Raw genomic sequence first — 18089 nt, 5'->3', positions numbered from 1 at the left:
CAACAATCTACTCAGCAATGTTAACTAAAACTATGATGTTTGTAACGAAAATCGTAGTGATAGTAACTAAATTTGTAAATTTGTAACGAAAACTATGATATTTGTAACGAAAATCGTTGTGATGGTAACTAAACTCGTTATTTTAGTCACAAATTTGTCAGATTGTCACAAAAATCGTAGTGGTTGTTAATTAAACACAGCTTCAGCCAAGCGATCGCTCTTGTGTCACTGTTAAACATCCTTAATTTCATCCTGGGATATGTCAACGAACTTAATTGCGATCGCTCAGAAACTTAACCAGATAATCAAACTTCTCAAAAGATATCAAAGCTATAACTTGTTAATCCCTAAAATAGCAAAAATCATTGACACGCTAAGTATATACGCAATAAAATTATTATAGTTGAACCTAACAATAGAGTTAATCAAAATATTTTTCCCAGAGAATAATAGACGAGCAATATTAAAAATAATTTGGAGCGAGCAAATGAACGCCAAAATTATTGCTTTCTTGGGGATTACGGCAGCCTTTGTAAGCTTAGGAAGCCAAGCCTACGCTCAATCACCAGCATCAAACTCAAATCCCGGACAATATCGATTAAGTGGTGATTCTCTACTTGGAATCGATCAAAAAACAGCCCAAGATGACTTTAAAAGTTTTTTTGAGCAAACTAATCCAGCAAGCCTTTCCAACAATAATAGAAGAGAAAATAAAACTCCAGCCCAAATTCGCTTTAACGAATCATTATCACAGCCAGACACTTCAGTTTTCTTAACACCGGCTCAGTCAGGCAGTGACAATGATGGATTGCAAGTACAGTTAGATATAGGGAGAAAATAAGCAGGGATAAAAGCTGACGGTATAGTTTTAATTAATTATGCGTTGGCCAAAATCCTTGTTAATATAGCAATCCTAAATCATTCATAAGACAAAACCAAGGACAAATGACCAATGACAAAGGACAGTCAACACCAAGATTCTCACAAATCAAATAGGATTGCTATAGTCTGTTAAGTTTAAATTAGTAAGGTCAACAAGTTCGTAGTAAGCACTTTAGTGTTTACTACGAACTTTTCATTACTAGGTTAGACATTGTACTAAGCACAACTTAGAAATTATTTCCACATCATTTTCACTGTTACTATTTTTACTTAAATCAAAACAGTTTTATTAAAAAATATCGTTCAGACAATCTTTTAACCACTCGTACAGCCTCCTCTAGCAGAATAAAGTTTTACACCTGACTGAATCCGCCTGACTGAGTCGATAATTATGCAATCGTTTTGCAGTCAAATTAATCGTCAAGATAAGAGGAGAGTTTTGCGATCGTTCGTGCGATCGTTGTGTGACACGTTTACAGATGAGATACAGCTTATGTTGTTTTGTCATGTAACCTTGTAATAATGGACAAACTGTGATTTTTACTCTCTTTGAGTTGTAATTTGGCAGAAAAGCAAACGCTCTAGCTGTTGACAGTATAAAATAAACGGCAAATTCAGCGTGGACGCGTTGGCGTAGCGCACCGTACCCATAGGGGGAAGCAAGCTACGCGTAGCGTCTTCGAGAGAAGCTATCACCACTTCCAGATTTTAATTGTCACAGTTACTCCCAGATTCTGCTAATTCTTGTTAACTTAAAAGGATGCTAATCAATGCTGAACTCCTACTGCAATACCAACGCTGTAAACGCCGACCTTTTCTAGATATCCACGGTGACAAAAGTCAGCGCGATGCTCCCAATGAGTTGCTACGGAAACTGCAACAGGACAAAATCGCTCATCAGTTGAGTGCTTTGGCACAGATGACTTATTACCAACCAGATTATTCTTATGGAAACTGGGAAAAGGGAGAGAAAGCAACTTTAGAATTGATGCAGCGTGGGGTTGAGTACATCTATAAAGGAGTACTGTTAGCAACTTATTCGGAAGCAGACACCCTGCTAAGTCGTCCAGATTTACTTGTGAAACAGCCGGGACAATCAAATTTTGGAGATTGGATCTACGTCCCAGCTAGTATTGAACTGGGTAAGCGCCCTAAGCAAGAATATCAGGTTGTCGCTGCATTTCATGCCCAAGTGTTGGCAACAGTGCAGGGAGTTGCACCTGAAACAGCTTTGCTCATATTGCGAACCAAAAATACAAATTATGCAGTCGATCTATGCAAATGGACACCACGGATGCAGCAGATTTTGGAAGAGTTTATTCAAGTATTAGAGTTACCGAATCCGCCAGAGGTATTTATTTCTCGCCAAAAGTGCAATTTTTGCCATTGGTATACTGAATGTTATGCGATCGCTCAATCTGAAAAACATCTCTCACTACTACCAGGTGTAACACCCCTTCGCTACACTCAACTCCAAGCCTTAGACATTACCACACTGGAATCTCTTGCTAACACCAGTCCCAGCAGCTTAGAAAAGTTACTTGGTTTTGACACCGAAGTAGCGCCCAAATTGGTAGTACAAGCTCAATCTGCACTAGAAAAACGACCGTTGATTTTACCATATCCACTACCAACAGAAGATATTACATTTACAGCGCCTATAGAGCTTTATTTTGATATTGAAGCCCAGCCAGACTTAGATTTAGATTATCTTTTAGGGGTTTTGGTTGTTAATAGACAAACTAATACAGAACAATTTTATTCCTTTTTAGCAGATAAACCAGAAGACGAAGAATTAGTTTGGCAGCAATTTTTGGATTTGGTTTGGCAATATCCCGAAGCGCCAATTTATCATTTTTGTGTCTACGAGTTTGATACAGTCAAACGGTTGGCAAAACTTTACGGCACTCCACATTCCTTAGTGCGTCCTGTACTGAATCGATTTGTGGATGTGTATGAACAATTAACCCAAAGTGTAGCATTGCCCGTAGAAAGCTATGCCTTGAAAGCGATCGCTCGTTGGATAGGATTTGAGTGGCGTGATAAAGAAGCCAGTGGTGCCAAGTGTATTTACTGGTACGATCGATGGTTAGAAACAGGCGATCGCACCTTACTAGAAATTATCCAACGTTACAACGAAGATGACTGCCGCGCCACCCATAAAGTGAAAGATTGGCTTGTCAACTTTTTCCAAAGTGAGTATGATTTACGATTAGCTTAAGTAATTTATTATTTTTTAAAGGTTTTCAAATTCAAATACTTTTTGAGAAGTCTAAGTAAAAGAAACACCTACTCAGACTCGTCACCAAGTTAAAAAAACATGATTTGTCGGAATTTTCAGGCTTGTATCTGTTAAATTATAGCACAAGCCTTGTTAGTTAGGACATCAACAGACGATAAAACTTAGACACAAAAAGGCTTTTCACCCAGTCCCCAGTCCCTTGCTATATTTATTTAATTGATATTATTTGTAGGGATGTATAAGTGTTTGTTCCTAAAAATATTTATTTGATAAAAATTATGCAGATATTTAAAAAAATATTCGTATTTCCACAAATTATTTACTTGTTGATTCCAATTATAATTATTAGCCTTGTATTCACAAACTTTTCTTCAAATAGTGTTGAAATTAGTAGTATAGATTTTATTGGAGAAGCAACCTTACAGAAAGGTTTAATATTTAAAGAAACTGAAGTAGGAGGTTTATCTGGAATTACATATAATGCCAAAAACAACCTTTATTACGCTATTTCAGATGACCGGGGACAAAAAGCTGCCGCTCGTTTCTACACATTAAAAATTGATTTGAGCAAAGGTTTGCTAGAAAAAGATGGAATTATTCCAGTCAGTGTTACTACATTATTAAATGAAAATAGTCAAACATTTCACCCTGGTGAAACTGATACAGAAGGTATTGCATTAACTAATAAAGCAACCGTGTTTGTATCTTCTGAAGGTGATGCTGCAAAATTAATTAATCCTTTTATTAAAGAGTTCTCACTATCTTCTGGTAGAGAAATTGCGACACTTTCTATACCAAAGAAATTTTTACCAGATAAAAGTAATCAAAAAGGTATCCGCAACAATTTGGCTTTTGAAAGCCTCACCATCACACCCGATAATAAGCATCTATTCACAGCCACCGAAAATGCTCTAATTCAAGATGGTGTCGCAGCGAAACCTAATATTGGTAGTCCTTGCAGGATTTTGCAATACAACTTGCTTAACAACCAACCCGAAAAGGAATTTCTTTACCAAACTGAATCAGTTACACCATTTTTAAATCTAATTGGCAAATTTGCTAGTGGATTACCCGATTTACTCGCTCTTGATAATCAAGGACACTTTTTAAGTTTAGAAAGGTCTTTTACTGGTTTAGGATTTGCTATTTCTCTGTTTCAGGTTTCGTTAGAAAAAGCCGATGATATTCATAATATTGATAGCCTTTTAGCAATTGATTTCAAAAATATTAAACCAGTTAAGAAAAAACTGTTGTTAGATTTGAGAAAACTAGATGTACTGCTAGACAACATCGAAGGCTTAACTCTTGGTCCAAAACTACCGAATGGTCAACAATCATTAATTCTCATCAGTGATAATAATTTTAACTCCCTACAACGCACTCAGATACTAGCCTTTCAACTTAAAGTTGAAAATCCCCTCATTAGATTATTACGCCGGGTACTCCCAAATTTTAAGCTTTAATTGCACAGAAATAAAGGTGCTTAGGCGCAGCCCGTCATAAACATTGCAACTTGACTGCTATTTAGTTATTTCTGATTATTCCTGTGTATTCACTGAATATACTAGGTAACTTTATCTAGGTTATTTATAGTTTACGTGTAATTTCTCAACCGTACTCCTTAATAAATATGTTACACAATGTTTAGTAGCTTTTGCAGAGGGCTTAAGCATATTTACAGCATATAATTAATTTTCTCAAAATTCGGATATCTCTTAGATTTAAATTTAATAATTAGCTAGACTTATTAAAGTATTTTGCCAATAACATTTTTTATAAATGATTTTTATGCCAGAAAATAAAATTGAGAGTATGGTAGGGCAAAAGGCAGAAATAGACGATTACATCGGACATTTTTTAAACAATCGCTATTTAATCAGAGATTTGATTGGCAAAGGGGGGATGGGTAGAGTTTATCTAGCAGAAGATACTGCTAAAGGCGGTATGCCGATCGCAATCAAAATCTTATCACTTAGTTTGTCAAACCAACAAATGTCCCAACGTTTTGCCAGAGAGATTTTTATTGGCGCTCAATTGGGTCGCAAAAGTAAACATATTGTTCGCATTTTAAGTTATGGAGTTACTGAGGATAAAACTCCATTTTATGTAATGGAATACCTCCAAGGGAAAAATCTCAAACAAATTCTGAAAATTCAGCCTTTAACAATATCGAAGTTTTTAGAAATTTGTAATCAAATTTGTTTAGGCTTACAATGTGCCCACCAAGGTATCAGCCTTAAAGGAGAGATTTACCCTATTGTTCACAGAGATATTAAACCAGAAAATATATTTATTGCTGAAGATAGTAAAAAAGGTGAAATTGTTAAAATATTAGATTTTGGTATTGCTAAGTTTTTAACAGAGCGAAGTGGAATGACCCTAACAGATTCTTTTATTGGCAGTTTGCCTTACTGTTCTCCAGAACACATGGAAGGGCGGAAACTGCTAGATGTCCGCTCTGATATTTATAGTTTGGGAGTATTAATGTTTGAGATGCTGACAGGTAAACACCCATTTCAAACAAAAAGTAACTCCTTTGGTACTTGGTATCAAGCCCATCGCTTTCAAATGCCACCTACAGTTGAAGAAGTAAATCCACAAGTTAAAATACCAGAAATATTAGAAAAAATATTGATGACTTGTTTAGCTAAAGAAGTAAGCGATCGCCCTCAAAATATCAACCAAATATTAGAAGATTTAGAAAAAGTAAGTGTTCAAATTAATAATGTTATTTCTAGCAATAGCACAGACATTATTAAAGTTTCGCTTCCAGTTCAATTAGTACCCGCAACTTTACTATCAGAAAAAGAGTGCTTGCAGAAAAATTGGCCTAAAAATAAACCAATTGCACCAATTGGTTTTCCCCATTTACTACAGACTTCTCAAAGACCTATACCAACTTTTTGGGCAATGTTGCCCAAACAAGAGATTGCAAAATTTTTAGATAAAATACATAGTACTGAATTTATTAGTAAAATGAATGTATATCCGATGCTAATGTGGTTAACAGTGCTATATGACGCCCAACCTTCTACGACTAAGTGGCTACCTTATTTTCTGGATTTAAAAGATAATAAAAGTCAAAAGATAGCACGTAGTTTAGCAGAAGTAGGCTACTATCATTTACTATTTTTCCCCTTAGAAGAGCCAACTCATTGCTCTCATGTAACGACTTTAAATCTCACGGCTAAACAGCGTCAGCAACTTTTAGATTGGTTAGATATTAGTCAACAGTCAAATGAATTAATTTTGCCTGGTCAAGCCAAAAATATTCTAAAAGCAGAGTACGAAAAGCTGAAGTTAGACATATTACGAAACTTAGCCACACATCAAAAATCTGAGACAGAAGTTTTAAAAACTTGGATAAATAAATTTTTGGAAATGTTTTTGAAAATGCTATTACGTCGTTGAAGTTCTGCTAGTAAAATCAAAATGCTTGCCACCATTAACTAAGAATATTTTTATGTGTTTATTGCTAACTTTCAATGGACTCAGCATCAAAGGTGAACAAAGTGAATCAGAGCTTATCTACATCTCCCAGTAGTACGGGCTTGCTTGCCAATCGTTATCAACTCAAGCAATTAATTGGCAGCGGTGGCATGGGTGAAGTTTTTTTAGCAAATGATGTTTTGTTAGGAGGTATACCAGTTGCTATCAAATTTTTGACTCAAACTGTTGTTAATACCAAGATGCAACAAGACTTTGCTCGTGAAGCTTTAATGAGTGCAGCCTTGAGTCAAAAGAGCGTACATATAGTGCGGGCGTATGATTATGGTGTGAATGAGAAAGGAAAACCATATTACGTCATGGAATATTTATGTGGTAAGAGTTTAAAGGATTTAATTCCGCTATCTCTGTCCATGTTTTTGACTCTCTCTCGCCAAATTTGTTTGGGCTTACAGTGTGCTCATCAAGGAATTAACATTGATGGCAAAATTTGTCCGTTGGTTCATCGAGATATCAAGCCTGCCAATATATTAGTTATTCCCGATCCGATATTGGGCCAGTTAGTTAAAATTCTTGATTTTGGTATTGCTAGATTTTTGAATTATGCATCAACAGCTAGTACAAGTAGCGGATTTAATGGTACTTTACCCTACTGTTCTCCAGAACAGCTAGATGGGGAAAAATTAGATAGTCGCTCTGATATTTATAGTCTGGGTGTGATGATGTTTGAGATGCTCACAGGCAAAAAGCCTTGGCAAACAGAAACTGATTACTTTGGCGCTTGGTATAAAGCACATCATTTTGAAGCACCGAAAACGATCGCAGATGTTAAACCTACTATTAAAATACCTCAGAAGTTAAATAATTTAATTATGGCTTGTCTGGCTAAAAAAGCAAGCGATCGCCCTCAAAATATCGCTGAAATTTTACAAGTTTTAAACAGTATAGAACAGTCTAATTGTCCTACTTTACCTACAAACTTCACCTTTAAGTCTCCCTTAAATTCTGCATTACCAATTACTGTAGAACAAAGCTATCGGCAACTTTTGTGGCCTCAAAATAAACCAATTCAAGAAATTGTTTTTCCCCAGCTTCTAGACACTCCCCAAGGATCTATAACAGCGCTATGGTTGATGTTATCTAAACAAGAAATTAAAAACTATGCGGTTTCTACCCGTTATAACCAGTTTGTCTTTGTGACATCCCCTCACCCAATGTTGTTGTGGGTAAGTGTACTCTATAATCAGCAATTCGCTCCTAAGTGGCTACCGTGCTACTTAGATATGCAAAATCCCCAAAATCTGAGGATGGTAAGTTTCCTGGCTGAAAATGAACAGTATCCTTTGATTTTCTTTACTCTGGAAGCACCACATTCCTGCATCAAGGTTCTCAGCAGCCGCATTGAGCCAACTCAACGGCAAATGTTAAAAACTTGGGTGCAACAGAGTCATCGTCTACCACCCACTTCTCAACCCCAATTGAGCAAACAGCTATTGAAACAGCAGTATAAACAAATGCAATCCCGAATATTGCAGCATCTGGAATCAGAGCCACAGGTTGTATTATCACGGTCTGTTTAACGTATAATTCGCACCTAAAAAATACGTAATAAAAATCATTCCTAATTCCAGACTCCGAAACACTTGACAAGTAGAAAAAAAATAGTGATAATAGCAAAGTTGCCAAACAAGGGACTGTAGTTCAATTGGTTAGAGCACCGCCCTGTCACGGCGGAAGTTGCGGGTTCGAGCCCCGTCAGTCCCGTTCTAAATTTATGAGTAGCGAATCACTTAACTTAGGTGATATTAGATTCTGAATTACCCAAAGAGGTTGACTCAGGATTCAAGATTTAAATATAAGCTACATTTATCATGCTTTGCGAAAGAGAGAATTAACTGTGACTGTTAGAGTCCGTATTGCGCCGAGTCCAACCGGAAATTTACATATTGGTACAGCAAGAACGGCTGTATTCAACTGGTTATTTGCCCGCCACCACGGTGGGAAATTTATACTGCGAATAGAGGATACAGATTTAGAGCGATCGCGTCCCGAATACACCGACAATATTCTTGAAGGACTGCGTTGGCTAGGACTGAACTGGGATGAAGGGCCATTTTTCCAATCCCAACGCCTGGATCTTTATAAAGAAGCAGTAGAAAAACTGCTAGACCAAGGATTAGCCTATCGCTGCTACACTACTTCCGAAGAACTAGAGGCGCTCCGAGAAGCTCAAAAAGCTAGAGGCGAAGCACCTCGCTATGACAACCGTCACCGCAACCTCACCCCAGAACAACGCGCCGCCTTTGAAGCAGAAGGTCGTTCTTTTGTAATTCGCTTCAAAATCGAAGATGGGCGGGAAATTGTCTGGAACGACCTAGTAAGAGGAAAGATGTCTTGGCGAGGTAGTGATTTAGGTGGTGATATGGTCATCGCCCGCGCCTCAGAAGAGGGTAGCGGTCAACCTTTATACAACTTTGTTGTTGTAGTGGATGACATCGATATGCAAATTACCCACGTCATCCGGGGAGAAGACCACATCGCCAACACTGCCAAACAAATTCTGCTGTATGAAGCGATGGGTGCAAAAATTCCAGAGTTTTCCCATACGCCATTAATTTTGAATATGGAAGGGCGCAAGCTTTCTAAGCGGGATGGCGTCACTTCCATTTCTGAATTTCAGAAAATGGGCTTTACTGCTGAAGGCTTGGTAAATTACATGACATTGCTGGGTTGGTCGCCACCAGACTCGACACAAGAAATATTTACCTTAGAAACAGCAGCTAAAGAATTTGGCTTTGAGCGCGTCAATAAAGCAGGTGCAAAGTTTGACTGGGACAAGCTGGATTGGTTGAACAGTCAGTATATCCACAATACGCCAGTAGATAAACTCACAGATTTACTCATTCCCTTTTGGGAAGCGGCTGGCTATAAATTTGATGGTGGAAGAGATCGCCCCTGGTTAGAACAGCTAGTAACTTTGATTAGCCAGAGTTTGACTCGCCTGGTAGATGGAGTACCTCAAGGTCAACTGTTTTTTAACGACACAGTTGAATTTAGCGAAGAAGGCAGTACACAATTGAAGCAAGAAGGTTCTACTGCTGTTCTTGAAGCGATTGTCACAGCTTTAGAAAATCAGCCGCAACTGTCAGAAGCCGCTGCTCAGGACATTATAAAACAAGTTGTGAAAGAGCAGAAAGTCAAAAAAGGCTTAGTGATGCGATCGCTCCGAGCAGCTTTAACTGGAGATGTTCATGGCCCCGACTTGATCCAATCTTGGTTACTACTAAATCAGATTGGTTTGGATAAACCGCGCTTGAGTCGGGCTATAACGGAAGCTAAGTAGCGATTACTTCCAGATTTTAGAAATATTTCAGATTTTAGGGGCGTACAAATGTGTGCCCCTATCCATTAGGTAGAGCAACTATAAGAACAAGAAATCATTGACTAATTACTAATGAATTATCCCCAGTTTCAAATCTAAAATAGGTAGTCAATTCTCCTCATGTTGGGAACTTGGTGTGTAAAATTAATGTCTTCAAAAACACTTAGAAGCAAACGTAATTAAAATGCCTACAAAAGCGCTCAATAGAGGGATGAGATTATCGTTTATGATAGTTACGCTCTTCATCACATCGACAGTTAATGCTGCGGTTGATGCTCAGGAAGCGCCAACGATATTTGGAGATGTCACCCTTAGCCCTCAGTTTTCGCCAGACCCCCTGACAGTTCGCGGGATGAGTGGTGGCTCAATATCTGGGAGTCAAGTAGGTGGCAGAAGCGAAACAGCCACTGGCCCTTGTACCGGATTTGTGGATGAAACACCAGACCACACATTAGCGTTAACAAGTAAATTTGACTACCTAAAGCTGCAAGTGCAAAGTCCTGAAGACACCACCATGATTATCAAAGGGCCCGGTGGTACTTGGTGCAATGACGATTTTGATGGTAAAAATGCTGGCATTGTTGGTGAATGGCTACCTGGAAGTTACCAAATTTGGGTTGGTTCCTATGAAAAGGGCAAGTATCTTCCTTACACTCTAAAAATTACAGAAGTAAAGTAGGGCATTGGGCATTGGGCATTGGGAAAGAGGAGGCAGGAGGCAGGAGGCAGGAGGCAGAAGTTCTAAAATGTTTGAATGAGTGAATTTTGAATTGATTTCTCCCCTGCTCCCTCATTTCGCCCACTCTTGTACAGACGCGATTCATCGCCTCTCCCTAAATAGAATCATGATTCAGAGCGGCTGGAACGATACGAGGAGCATTCTGGAGAAATTCTCTCTGTCTTTGCATCCCGTTGCGCTCCCTTTTCTCGTGCGATATTGTATTAAAATTAAGTTAACTTTGATTAAGATTCTTGTTGGCATCGCCATAATGCTCTAATCGGCTTATGGCAGTGCATCTAAGAGATCGAATTAAACAAAATGGATTTATAAACATCCGTTTAACAGCTTAAAGTGACAGAGTGATGAACATTCGGTTACTAGAGCTAACGAGTTGTATAGGCATCTAGAGGCAAATTAAAATGAAATTCTCTTGGAAAGTCGTAGCACTCTGGACGTTGCCGGCTTTGGTAATTGGCTTTTTCTTCTGGCAAGGGGCGTTTGCAGGCGCTCCTGCTGACATGAGTAAGAATACAGCTAATACCCGCATGACTTACGGTCGCTTTCTAGAATACTTGGACAGCGATCGCGTCAGCAGTGTGGATCTTTACGAAGGCGGTAGGACAGCAATTATAGAAGCCCGCGATCCAGACCTGGAAAATCATGTCCAAAGGTGGCGTGTGGATTTGCCTGTTAACGCTCCTGAGTTAATTAGCAAGCTCAAAGAAAAAGCCATTAGTTTTGATGCTCACCCCATGCGCAATGATGGTGCAATTTGGGGATTGTTGGGCAATCTCATTTTTCCAGTTTTATTGATTACTGGGTTGTTCTTTTTGTTCCGGCGTTCTAGCAACCTCCCCGGCGGCCCAGGTCAAGCAATGAACTTTGGCAAATCTAAAGCGCGTTTCCAAATGGAGGCAAAAACCGGCGTCAAATTTGACGACGTAGCTGGAATCGAAGAAGCTAAAGAAGAATTGCAAGAAGTCGTCACCTTCCTGAAGCAGCCAGAAAGATTTACGGCTGTAGGCGCACGGATTCCCAAGGGAGTGCTGTTAGTTGGGCCTCCTGGAACTGGTAAAACTTTACTCGCAAAAGCGATCGCAGGTGAAGCAGGCGTACCTTTCTTCAGTATTTCCGGTTCGGAATTTGTGGAAATGTTCGTAGGTGTGGGTGCATCCCGCGTCCGCGACTTGTTCAAGAAGGCTAAAGACAATGCCCCTTGTATTATCTTCATCGATGAAATCGACGCCGTAGGACGGCAACGGGGCGCTGGTATCGGCGGCGGTAACGACGAGAGAGAGCAAACCCTCAACCAATTGCTCACCGAAATGGATGGGTTTGAAGGTAACACAGGCATCATTATTATTGCTGCTACCAACCGTCCCGATGTACTAGATTCAGCCTTGTTACGTCCCGGTCGTTTTGACCGCCAAGTAACAGTTGATGCACCCGATATCAAAGGGCGTTTGGAAATCTTGCAAGTCCATGCACGGAACAAGAAATTAGATGCAAGTGTATCCTTGGATGCGATCGCTCGCCGCACTCCTGGATTTACTGGTGCTGACTTAGCCAACTTACTCAACGAAGCAGCAATTCTCACTGCTAGAAGACGCAAAGAAGCGATCACCCTCCGCGAAATTGATGATGCAGTCGATCGGGTAGTCGCTGGGATGGAAGGTACTCCTTTGGTAGACAGCAAGAGCAAGCGCTTAATTGCTTACCACGAAATCGGACACGCCTTAGTTGGAACTTTGTTAAAAGACCATGACCCAGTACAGAAAGTTACTCTGATTCCACGGGGACAAGCACAGGGTTTAACTTGGTTTACACCCAACGAAGAACAGGGGTTAATTTCCCGTTCTCAACTGAAAGCGAGAATTACTGGTGCTTTGGGTGGTCGCGCCGCTGAAGAGGTGATTTTTGGCGCTGCGGAAGTCACAACTGGCGCTGGTGGAGACTTGCAGCAGTTATCGGGAATGGCGCGGCAAATGGTGACTCGGTTCGGGATGTCCGACTTAGGCCCACTGTCGTTAGAAAGCCAGCAAGGAGAAGTTTTCTTGGGTCGTGACTGGACAACCCGATCTGAATATTCCGAATCCATTGCTTCCCGCATTGATGGACAAGTCAGAGAAATTGTTGAGCAGTGCTATGACAATGCTAAGAAGATCATCCGTGACCATCGCACTGTCACCGATCGCTTAGTAGATTTGCTCATTGAAAAAGAAACCATTGACGGCGAAGAATTCCGCCAGATTGTGGCTGAGTACACTGAAGTACCAGAGAAACAGCAGTACGTACCGCAACTATAATATTTGACTCTTTTCTGGCTACATCTCGAAAGGAGTAAAGTGACAAAAAATAAAATGAGGGTGGAGTATACCATCCTCATTTTTTTACGTTTTTTCAGTGTTAGAAAGCTTCTAATTTTAAAATTCTCAAAATTTATGAACCCATAAACTCTATAACAAACCTTGTTTTTTCAACTTAGCTAGTGCATCTTCAGCAGCAGCTTTTTCTGCATCTTTTTTATTACGTCCCTTACCTTCTCCGTAAATTTTTTCATCTACTAATACTTTGGCGATGAATTCTGGTGCATGAGAAGGGCCTCCGATTTGGTCTGTAAAGTATTTTGGGGGATTTGGAGTAACGTTGCGTTGCACCCATTCTTGAAAGCGGTTTTTTGAGTCTACATTAGAACGAGGCACAATTATATGCTTAGGATCTACAGAATCAAATAGTGGTTCTATAATTGCGCGGACTGTTTCAATATTAGAATCATTATCCAAATAGTAAGCACCAAGAACTGCTTCAAAGGTACTACTGAGCAAATTAGGATTTTGGTAGCCTCCATCTCGAATTGCGCCTTTTCCTAACCGCATTCTAAAGTCTAAACCTACCTCTTCAGCGAATTTTGCTAATTGCTTTTCATCTACCAGCGCCGAACGTCGTCGGGTTAATTCATCTTCTCCCATTTCTACATGACGACCATAGAGATATTCGCCACTTAAAAAATTCAGCAAAGCATCACCGAGAAATTCTAGGCGTTCATTGTGTTCGCCTTCTCCTGGGTTTTCATGGACGTAAGAACGATGCGTAAGCGCACGACGCAGAAGTCTTTCATTATGGAATATTAGAAGTTTGTGCATTTTGATTTGTTCCTCTTCTTGGTAGTTAATTCAATGGAAAAGGCGGACAAGATGCCCACCTTATAAGATCAGAGCTTAATAAAATTAAGATGCTACTTAGAAACAGTTATTCTTGATCCGGAGAGGCGGATAGAGACTGTTTCCGCGAGAATTGTTACATGAAAAGCAAGAAAGTCGTAAGTTTTCAAAAGAATTAGAACCGCCACGACTCTTAGGCAAAAGGTGATCAAATGTCAGATTTGCTTGCGGGGTATTTTGACGACACCACCAACAGCAAGAACCATAAAAATCAATGAGTTGCTGCTTCTTATTGCGTTTTTGTTTGGGATTCATTTTGTCGATGTTCCATTTCGCTTATTGTTTGGAACAGCATTGGAATATTAGGCATCTACAGGTAACAAATTTCTGTAGAGAGAATTAATAAAAAATTAATTTTTCCATACAAAAAATTTGCTATGTACGCTTTCGTTTGGTTCAAGTCTCAGCCGTAGAACTCCTGGCTTCCTACCAAGTTTCGCGTCATCCTTTCCCCTGAACATTTATCCAAACATCTCATCTTCCCGTTAAAAGTCTACTCAATCAGTTGACTTGGCATTAGGCTAAATACTCAGCCGAAGGGATGACACGAAGCTCGGCAGGAAACAAGGAATTCTGCTGCTGAGACAACACCAAAAACTTGCGCTTTAGAGTGCGGTTACTTTGCTGTCTTAAATACACATTGGCATAGCTAATGCTGGATGTCAATATAGTTCTTTATGAAGATTTTGTAAAAGCTCAGATTCATAGCAGCTTGTTGTAAAACACCACCTGTTATTCATCAACTTTAAAAAGCATCTATGTATTCTATCAAAAACATCATTTATTTAAAAAATAAAAAATATTATAGTTAATCAATAATTTACGGTTTACTTTGCGCGATCGCACCATACAAAATACCTAAAATCCTCTTAATATCCTTAATATAATATTCACTCAAATCAATCGAAACTATATTGCCTTCAAGCTTGAGAAATTGCCAGATCGTACCGATAGTAACAGCACCATATATAGCTTTGATTTGATTTCCACTTCTCTCGTTAAATAACTGAGCCGCTACCATTTCGGCAATACATTGGGCTAAACCAGACCTCAAATTCTCATTTTTACTTTCTACTAAGACAACCACTGGGCTACGTACAAGCAACTGCTCCGAAGAAAGACTCAAAATAAAATCACAAAATCCGTTTAATCCTCGCTGGCTATCAACAGTAAAATCAACTCCTGAAAAAAAGCTTATTTCAAAATTAAACTTGCGTCTAATTTCTAATAAAATTGGACTAATTATCAATTCGCTTCGAGCTTTTTCTGAACTTATTGCTACTGCCAAATCAATATTTTCCCTAAGAATAGTAGATAATAAATCACTACATTCTTGCTCCTGTACATTTGCGAATAGTCCAGATGATTCGTGGATAACTAACCCAAAATAATCAATAACTTCAATAAGTTTAAAATCACTATAAGCCATAAAACTTACTCCTTTGTCTTATGACTGAATCCTACAACAAAGTTTAAAAATTACGTTTTGGCGGAAACACCTTAGCTAAATCAAGAGATAAATCAGGGAAGCAGGGAAAAGTTATTATCTCATCTGACAAGAAAATTCGCTTATTTGAATAACCATATCTGCCTTGATTATCCTGGTATGGTTCACTGTAAGCTTCCAAATAATTATCGAATAAATTTAATATCCAATAATCAGTAATACCCGTTTTAGCATAGAGAGGTATTTTAACATCTTGGTCATAAGCTAAAGAAGAATCTGCAACCTCCATTACCAATAACACATCAGTCGGTTTAGGGTGAGACGAGAGATAATTATCATCTCGGTTTTGAACAATCGCAAAATCTGGTTCGGGTTCGCTGTTAGGTGGCAAAGTAATCGGGGCTTGAGATTGCAAAGTTGCCCTATCTCCTACAATCTTTGGGAGTTGTTTCCATAAATTCCTTAGACAAGTTTCATGGGCTGTACCTTTGGATGCAATTTCAATAATTTCCCCGTTGATTAATTCAATATGGTCATCTTCATGGAAAAGGCCCAATTCTCCAAGCCTGTGGTATTCATCCAGTGTGAAGCGTTTAGCTTGAGCAATACTCATAACTTTACCTTTCTCTCATCGCCATAATACTTATTCTAAATGTGTCAGAAATTGGTATGCTAAAGGCCGAGACTCGCTATGAAAGCAAACAATGCCTGCGCCTACTATCAATCCCACCATCACTGCTTTTCCCTTGACAGCCGTAGTCGGTCAAGAAGCAATTAAATTAGCCTTACTGTTAGCCGCAGTTGATCCTGGTTTGGGAGGAGTAGCGATCGCAGGTCGTCGCGGTACGGCAAAATCTGTAATGGCTCGTGCTATCCACGCTCTACTACCGCCGATAGAAGTTGTCAAAGGTTCAATCAGCAATTGCGACCCCAATCACCTAGAAGAATGGGACGATCAATTATTAGCGGAGTACGCAGACAAAAACACTCAAGATGTTCCCGTCGAAATCATTCCCGCGCCTTTTTTGCAAATTCCTCTAGGTATTACAGAAGACCGACTCCTCGGTTCAGTAGATGTTGAAAAATCGGTAAAGCAAGGTGATACCATTTTTCAGCCTGGGTTACTCGCTACAGCAAACCGGGGTGTACTGTACGTAGACGAAATTAATTTATTAGATGACCAAATATCAAATCAACTTTTAACAGTATTATCTGAGGGACGCAACCAGATCGAACGGGAAGGGATTAGTTTTCAGCATCCGTGCAAATCCCTATTTATTGCCACCTACAATCCAGAAGAAGGCGGATTACGAGAGCATTTATTAGATAGAATTGCGATCGCACTATCTGCTGACGGTGTACTCGGCTTAGATCAAAGAGTAGAAGCAGTTGAAGTTGCGATCGCTTATTCTAAATCTCCCCAAGACTTTCTCGAACAGTATAACGAAGATTTAGACTCTCTCAAAACCCAAATCATCTTGGCGCGGGAATGGTTGAAAGAAGTAATCATCACCCACGAACAAATTGCCTACTTAGTAGATGAGGCAATTCGCGGCAAAGTTCAGGGACATCGGGCCGAGTTATTCGCCACGCGGGTTGCCAAAGCCGCCGCAGCTTTAGAGGGACGAACAACAGTTAATGCCGAAGATTTGCGCCGTGCGGTGGAACTGGTAATTGTACCACGCGCCACAGTTGTGCAGACACCACCACCAGATCAAGCACCACCTCCGCCTCCGCCGCCGCCACAAAATCAAGAAGAACCCCAAGACGAATCAGAAGAGGAACAAGAAGAACAGGAAGAACAGGAAGAAAATCAAGAGCAAGAACCGCCCAGTATCCCGGAAGAGTTTATCTTCGATCCAGAAGGGGTAATTCTTGATGACAGCGTGCTTTACTTTACTCAAACAGCAAAGCGGCAAGGTAAATCTGGTAGTCGCAGTGTCATCTTTTCGGATGACAGGGGACGCTACATTAAGCCAATGTTGCCCAAAGGGAAAGCGCGACGCATTGCAGTAGATGCCACGTTGAGAGCTGCGGCTCCTTATCAAAAAGCACGAAGAGAAAGACAACCAGATAGAAAAGTTATTGTCGAACAGCCTGATATTCGCTCGAAACGCCTGGTACGTAAAGCCGGGGCGTTGGTAGTATTTGTGGTAGATGCTTCTGGCTCAATGGCACTGAATCGAATGCAATCGGCTAAAGGTGCAGTAATGCAACTATTGACTGAAGCTTATCAAAACCGCGACCAAATAGCATTAATTCCCTTCCGAGGAGAACAGGCCGAGGTATTATTGCCTCCAACACGTTCTATTGCTTTGGCGCGTAACCGTTTAGAAAGGTTGCCCTGTGGTGGGGGTTCGCCCTTAGCACATGGTTTAACTCAAGCTGTGCGCGTCGGCTTAAATGCTCAGATGAGTGGAGATATTGGGCAAGTTGTCCTTGTAGCAATCACCGATGGGCGAGGTAATATTCCTTTAGCGCGTTCTTTGGGCGAACAGCTAGAACCAGGAGAAAAGCCAGATATCAAAGGAGAATTATTAGAAATTGCTGCGAGAATCCGGGCTTTAGGAATGCAACTATTAGTAATTGATACAGAAAGTAAATTTGTGTCTACTGGGTTTGCTAAAGAATTATCGCAAACAGCAGGCGGTAAATATTATCATTTGCCGAAAGCGACAGATCAAGCTATTGCTGCTATGACCAAAGGTGCGATCGCTGATTTAAAATCTAGATAATTTGTCATTTGT

13 protein-coding genes and 1 tRNA gene are annotated in these 18089 nt (G+C 39.9%); 10 read left to right on the top strand and 4 right to left on the bottom strand.

Annotated elements, in window-relative coordinates; all coding sequences use genetic code 11:
- Positions 1-487: 487 nt before the first annotated feature.
- From RMZ42_RS18460 to ftsH2, 9 genes are all read left to right on the top strand, one after another.
- Positions 488-841, top strand: a complete 354-nt coding sequence (locus RMZ42_RS18460) for a hypothetical protein (RefSeq protein WP_322672748.1) — start codon at positions 488-490, stop codon at positions 839-841.
- Positions 842-1642: 801 nt separating this feature from the next.
- Positions 1643-3103: a TM0106 family RecB-like putative nuclease gene (locus RMZ42_RS18455; RefSeq protein ID WP_322672747.1), complete on the top strand. Its 1461-nt coding sequence runs from the start codon at positions 1643-1645 to the stop codon at positions 3101-3103.
- 299 nt (positions 3104-3402) lie between these two features.
- Positions 3403-4587, top strand: coding sequence for an esterase-like activity of phytase family protein (locus RMZ42_RS18450; protein ID WP_322672772.1), 1185 nt, complete (start codon positions 3403-3405; stop codon positions 4585-4587).
- A 325-nt stretch (positions 4588-4912) separates the two neighbouring features.
- Positions 4913-6535, top strand: a complete 1623-nt coding sequence (locus RMZ42_RS18445) for a serine/threonine-protein kinase (RefSeq protein WP_322672746.1) — start codon at positions 4913-4915, stop codon at positions 6533-6535.
- 101 nt (positions 6536-6636) lie between these two features.
- A complete protein-coding gene (locus tag RMZ42_RS18440; RefSeq protein WP_322672745.1) occupies positions 6637-8151 on the top strand; it encodes a serine/threonine-protein kinase in 1515 nt (504 codons plus the stop codon).
- Positions 8152-8261: 110 nt separating this feature from the next.
- Positions 8262-8335 (top strand) — tRNA-Asp (locus tag RMZ42_RS18435).
- Between the two features lie 133 nt (positions 8336-8468).
- A complete protein-coding gene (gene gltX, locus RMZ42_RS18430; RefSeq protein ID WP_322672744.1) occupies positions 8469-9914 on the top strand; it encodes a glutamate--tRNA ligase in 1446 nt (481 codons plus the stop codon).
- Between the two features lie 223 nt (positions 9915-10137).
- Complete coding sequence (locus RMZ42_RS18425; RefSeq protein ID WP_322672743.1) at positions 10138-10632, top strand: hypothetical protein; 495 nt, start codon at positions 10138-10140, stop codon at positions 10630-10632.
- A gap of 461 nt (positions 10633-11093) precedes the next feature.
- Complete coding sequence (ftsH2, locus tag RMZ42_RS18420) at positions 11094-12980, top strand: ATP-dependent zinc metalloprotease FtsH2 (protein ID WP_322672742.1); 1887 nt, start codon at positions 11094-11096, stop codon at positions 12978-12980.
- A 150-nt stretch (positions 12981-13130) separates the two neighbouring features.
- Here ftsH2 and rnc read toward each other — a convergent pair whose 3' ends face one another.
- The 4 genes from rnc to RMZ42_RS18405 form a co-directional block, all read right to left on the bottom strand.
- Positions 13131-13817, bottom strand: coding sequence for a ribonuclease III (rnc, locus tag RMZ42_RS18415; RefSeq protein WP_322672741.1), 687 nt, complete (start codon positions 13815-13817; stop codon positions 13131-13133).
- 96 nt (positions 13818-13913) lie between these two features.
- Positions 13914-14150 (bottom strand): HNH endonuclease, encoded by a 237-nt coding sequence (locus RMZ42_RS34755; protein ID WP_416211822.1) that lies wholly within the window; start codon positions 14148-14150, stop codon positions 13914-13916.
- Positions 14151-14715: 565 nt separating this feature from the next.
- Positions 14716-15324 carry a hypothetical protein gene (locus RMZ42_RS18410; protein ID WP_322672740.1) on the bottom strand — a complete coding sequence of 203 codons (609 nt, stop codon included), beginning with the start codon at positions 15322-15324 and terminating at the stop codon, positions 14716-14718.
- A gap of 43 nt (positions 15325-15367) precedes the next feature.
- Positions 15368-15955, bottom strand: coding sequence for a Uma2 family endonuclease (locus tag RMZ42_RS18405; protein WP_322672739.1), 588 nt, complete (start codon positions 15953-15955; stop codon positions 15368-15370).
- Positions 15956-16046: 91 nt separating this feature from the next.
- Here RMZ42_RS18405 and bchD point away from each other — a divergent pair, with 91 nt between their 5' ends.
- Positions 16047-18077, top strand: a complete 2031-nt coding sequence (gene bchD, locus RMZ42_RS18400; protein ID WP_322672738.1) for a magnesium chelatase ATPase subunit D — start codon at positions 16047-16049, stop codon at positions 18075-18077.
- Positions 18078-18089 lie beyond the last annotated feature (12 nt).

This window comes from Nostoc sp. DedQUE05 (assembly GCF_034530955.1).
Lineage (GTDB): Bacteria > Cyanobacteriota > Cyanobacteriia > Cyanobacteriales > Nostocaceae > Nostoc.
This window is presented reverse-complemented; position numbering and strand designations above follow the sequence as displayed.